The following is a 4,687-nucleotide window of genomic DNA, read 5'->3' on the forward strand; positions in this document are numbered from 1 at the left end:
ACCTATAATTGCCTCCAGGTGAGGGATGAAATTATAGCATGAAAATATTTTTATGTTTCGCTTTGCTTAGCTAAAAGACCATAGTTACACCAAAATGTGATGAAATTCTTTTTAAAGAGAAAATTTCTATAGATGAACTGAAATGGCATTTATTTCTCTTAAGGAAACGTTAAGGCATATTTCTTCAGTAGTTCTAATGATTATAATAATTAGAATCATAGGACGAATTATTATTACTCTATGGAGTAATATTCAATGGGAGTCATTTATCACTTACATAACACAGATGTATTCAAATGCATTTCTCGCATATCTCTTATGCGGAGTAGTATTCGGTTTCTTAAGTGGATACGCCCGAGTATACGATATTCAGGATGATATTTTCTTCAAAGATTATTTCATCCTAGCGTTGCTAGGATTTTTAGGAAGCATTATCGGAGATCTCATCTATATAACATTAGACTACGCTAAGTCTTATATCCAAGTGCTACCGGGTGACTTGCCCCTCATTATTAGTCTACTAATGCTTCCAATGTGTTTTTTTGCAATTTTATTCTTTATTGGAACTGTTAGTTGTAGTATATTGCTGAAGTATCCAAATTGGCGAATAATAAAGGAGTAAGATGTACATAATGGAACGTCTAGTTCACATCCTCAAAAAACATGTAGGAACGTTAACATTAGAAAAAATAATTGTAGTAATAATAATTGGAATTGCACTTCTTTTAAGATTCTGGAATTTGGAGGGTGTACCTCGATTCAGCTATGATGAGGGGAATTATTGTGACATTTCTGAAAATACTGCGAATGGAAGATTCATGTGGTGGAGTCACAGTTTCGCTGGACCAGCTTATTGGAATTTACCATTGTTTTTCATATTTACTGCAATTTCATTTACTCTTTTTGGGAGTGGGATCGTCCAAGCACGTGCAGTTTCGGCAATTTTTGGCTCATTGACATGCTATCTTGCTTATAGATTCGGTAAAGACATATTAAATAAGGAAAAAGTTGGAATACTTGCTGCAGGTTTATACGCAATTGATGCATATGCACTTTCAATTGATAGACTTGCTCTATTGGATACTACACAATCTTTTTTCATCGCTCTTTCAATCTTTTTCTGCTATGTCAGTTTCAGAAGTAATAAACAAGCATATACTATCCTTGCAGGCATTTGTGCTGGGTTAGCAATTCTTACAAAGGCAACTGGAGCATTTGCTATTCTTATTATATTTGTAAGTACACTGTTGAATGCTATAAAGGGAAAAAGGGAACTAGAACAGTCGATACGTAGTTTTATTATTTTACTAGTAGTTTGTATTATTACCATTAGCCCATATCTCATATTTGCACGTTTATCTGATCCAGATGTTCTCCAAACAATGATTGGAATGTATTTATTAAGACCTCAACGCGGTGAGGCACAAGGCATTTATTATTTTGCCCTTTCAATTAGATCAAATCCATTAATTTTTGGTTTTGGCTTTATCGGATTAATTTATTCGATCTTTTTGAAGAAAAGAAAAGAGTCATTTCTTCTTTTCCCTTGGATTTTCGCACCAACTATAGTTTTACTATTTGCAAACAAATTACCTCTCAGATATCTTTCACCTTTATTCTTGCCTCTTAGTATTGCCGCATCTGTTTTTATTATCGATATTGCCATGCAATTCAGATTTGCCACTTCTAATCGGCACGTCAAAAGGAGATTGCTATGCGAACTATTTGCCAACCCACGCATTCTATTATCAGTATTGATAGGACTCATCGTTCTAATCGGACTTTATGATACCCTCAATAGCGTGGGAGCCATATTCACCTCGGAAGGAGATTATGAGCCACAACAAGTAGCAGAATACTTAGATTTGTATGTTGAGGAAGGTGCTGTGATAGTTGGCAACCCAGCAATAGATTTTCTCTCCAAAAAACATGTTTTTCATGATACGCAAACACTTATTGAAAACGCAGAACGTCAAGGAGATTATACGCTTCATCAATCGCTGTTAGATGACCTTAACTATCTTATTGTCGACCCTCAATTAAAATATGGCTGGGGAATCAGCCCAGAATTACATGAATTTCTGGAGTCACAATGTATACTTGAAAGAACTTTTGGTGATACTGACTTATATCGAGTTTTTTAAGAAGGATCGAAATAAGTTATAGTCAATCGAAGTTGACAAACTGAATTAATCAGATCTTTGCGCCCGCGATAATATCGACTTCAAATATACGCTTTGATGTTATTGTCCAAAGGTTTTTTAACTATTACACGATTTTGTAAAAAGGCGATGGTCCACAACTTTATAGTATAAGTTTGGTGTTTTTATGAAAAAGTATAAGAGAGAAATAATTGAAACTGTTGTTTTTATAATCATAGCTGTTGTGGGCTCATATGCAATATTCATTGGACTTGAGGTAGGTTTAGGGACGTATCCTGAAAGTCCACTTCGGTCGGTCTCTTCAGGAAGTATGCGGCCAACTTATAATGTTGGAGATTTGCTTATTTTACAAAACATCCCAAGCGATAGACTTCAAGTAGACGATGTAATAGTTTTTGAAGTCTCTACAAGATCATATGACATTGTGCACCGGATCATAGAAATACAGTATCGCAGTCAAGACGGCAAATTATATTTTAGAACCAAAGGTGATAATAATCCTTCTGCCGACTATTGGCGCGGCAGTGAGTGTTGGAATGGCATGATTCCCCAGGAGAATGTTATTGGGAAAGTTATCCTTTCTGTACCAATCATAGGATATGTTTCACTTGCTGTGTCCGGAAGCCCCTACGGAATTCTTATCATAGGAGCAGTTATCCTTCTAATTATATTAATCTCAATTCCGTTTGGGGAAACAAAAACGCCTGAAGATGAGGAAATAATAACAAACAGTAAAGATCAGAATCATTGACGTTCGTAAACCACCAAAAAAGTTAAAAAGCGACGTCTCTAAGATTAGTGGGCGATTTGATTGGTAGAAGTAGAACTAAAATACGGAGAAGAAGCCATTTATACAGATATAAGCGACAAAAACTCTTTGGGCGTTATTGAGAGTAAAAAAAATTCGAATATTGAAAATCCAACACCAATTCTTAGTTATGAAAACGCCATCAATAATCCCGTAGATAAATCAAGTTTTGATAAGCTTTTCGATAGGAATGATAAAATAAGTATAGTAGTCAACGATAACACGAGAATCACTCCAAGCAAAGAAATCCTACCTGTTTTGCTAAATAGACTTGATAATTTGGGTATTAAAGAGGAAAACATTGAGATACTAATTGCAGTTGGTAGTCATCGTCCTGTGACTAGAAAGGAAATGGATGAGTTATTGGGTAAAGACATAGTTAGCCGTTTTGTAGTAGAGAATCATAATTGTCAAGCTGATGATTTAGTCAATTTAGGAATGACGCATTTACAGACACCTGTGGAGCTAAATAGAAAGTTTGTTGAAGCAGATAAACGAATTACTATTGGAGATGTTGCATTTCATTATTATGCAGGGTACACAGGAGGTCGAAAAAGCATTTTGCCTGGAATTTCAAGCTTAAAAAGCATTCAGAAAAACCATTCAAATTTAATTCATCCAGATGCAGTTACAGGAAACCTAGACGGGAATGTTATTCATGTCGATATGACACAGGCTGCTGAAAAGGCTAAAGTTGATTTTTGCGTAAGTGTTGTTCTCGATTCAAATAAGGAGGTTGCCGAGGTTGCCACTGGTGGGATAGTCAGCGCCTTCAATAAATGTGTAAAAAAAGTAGACGAATTGTTCAAAATCTACGTAGACAAACCTGCCGATATCGTCTTAGTGAGTTCAGGCGGCTTTCCAAAGGATATCAACCTCTATCAAGCTCAAAAAGCGATTGAACAGGCTCAGACGATAGTTAAACCTGGTGGTCAATTAGTGGTAATTGCAGCGTGCAAAGATGGTATAGGACATAAAGTCTTTGAAGAATGGATGTATAAATATAAAACTCTAGAGGAACTAAGTAAACAAGTGCAAACTAATTTTAAACTCGGTGGGCACAAAGCATACTATATGCGGAAAACGATGATGAAGGCAGATATAATTCTAGTTTCAGAGTTAGACTCTGAATTAGTAGAAGATCCTTTTAATATGACCCCATCAGATAGCGTGGAAGACGCACTAGATCTTGCTTTTTCAAGAATGGGTAATGATGCAAGCGTATGGACGCTCCCTATTGGAGGAGAAACGCTTCCTTTAATTACTCCATCCTAACAGCAAGAAATTGTGGATACACTCATTGAGAAGAAGAATTTAACTTTATCGGCGGAAAGTCTCCTTTCGACAGCTGGGGGATGAAAGCCGATGTCTTTTTATAGTTTTTTGGAAACCTATAGATGGTACCGCAAGTGTACCCGTAATGCTCGACTGGGTGGAGGTATATCCTCCTGTAAGCGACCAGTCAGCAGGTGACAGGGCTAAACGTGAGGATGCCCGTGCATGAGATCTTATCCAGCGTGGCAAGAGAGTCCCCTTTTGGTGTGCAGTGTGCTAACCTGCAAAGCAGGCAGGTAACAGATCAATAGCATCCTGCAGGCAGATAAACAAGGGGCAGGATAAGGGTGAGCAGCGTGTGCAACCTGGTAAGCTTCCGTAAGCCCATAACTGTAGGAAAAGTGGCGAAGCGTCGCCTCCCGTGAGGGAGCGAGAACTACAA

Annotated in this window: 5 protein-coding genes; 4 read left to right on the forward strand and 1 reads right to left on the reverse strand. The window is 37.2% G+C overall.

Annotation, left to right across the window (positions count from 1 at the left end; genetic code table 11):
• Nucleotides 1–142 precede the first annotated feature (142 nt).
• The 4 genes from QVB70_RS05565 to larA all read left to right on the forward strand — a co-directional run bounded on the left by QVB70_RS05565 (nt 143) and on the right by larA (nt 4,245).
• Complete coding sequence (locus QVB70_RS05565) at nt 143–622, forward strand: hypothetical protein (RefSeq protein WP_287584214.1); 480 nt, start codon at nt 143–145, stop codon at nt 620–622.
• Between the two features lie 10 nt (nt 623–632).
• Nucleotides 633–2,144, forward strand: coding sequence for a glycosyltransferase family 39 protein (locus tag QVB70_RS05570; protein WP_287584215.1), 1,512 nt, complete (start codon nt 633–635; stop codon nt 2,142–2,144).
• 184 nt (nt 2,145–2,328) lie between these two features.
• The gene (locus QVB70_RS05575; protein WP_287584216.1) at nt 2,329–2,913 is read left to right on the forward strand and encodes a signal peptidase I; all 585 of its coding nucleotides are present in this window, start codon (nt 2,329–2,331) and stop codon (nt 2,911–2,913) included.
• 60 nt (nt 2,914–2,973) lie between these two features.
• The gene (gene larA, locus QVB70_RS05580; protein ID WP_287584217.1) at nt 2,974–4,245 is read left to right on the forward strand and encodes a nickel-dependent lactate racemase; all 1,272 of its coding nucleotides are present in this window, start codon (nt 2,974–2,976) and stop codon (nt 4,243–4,245) included.
• Between the two features lie 45 nt (nt 4,246–4,290).
• Here larA and QVB70_RS05585 read toward each other — a convergent pair whose 3' ends face one another.
• On the reverse strand, nt 4,291–4,494 hold the full coding sequence (locus QVB70_RS05585) for a hypothetical protein (protein WP_287584218.1): 204 nt from the start codon (nt 4,492–4,494) through the stop codon (nt 4,291–4,293).
• Nucleotides 4,495–4,687: the final 193 nt, after the last annotated feature.

Source organism: Candidatus Borrarchaeum sp. (assembly GCF_019058535.1).
GTDB lineage: Archaea > Asgardarchaeota > Sifarchaeia > Borrarchaeales > Borrarchaeaceae > Borrarchaeum > Borrarchaeum weybense.

Coding starts and splice junctions, on each gene's coding strand:
- QVB70_RS05565 (WP_287584214.1), top strand. CDS start 143: ATGGCATTTATTTCTCTTAAGGAAACGTTAAGGCATATTTCTTCAGTA.
- QVB70_RS05570 (WP_287584215.1), top strand. CDS start 633: ATGGAACGTCTAGTTCACATCCTCAAAAAACATGTAGGAACGTTAACA.
- QVB70_RS05575 (WP_287584216.1), top strand. CDS start 2,329: ATGAAAAAGTATAAGAGAGAAATAATTGAAACTGTTGTTTTTATAATC.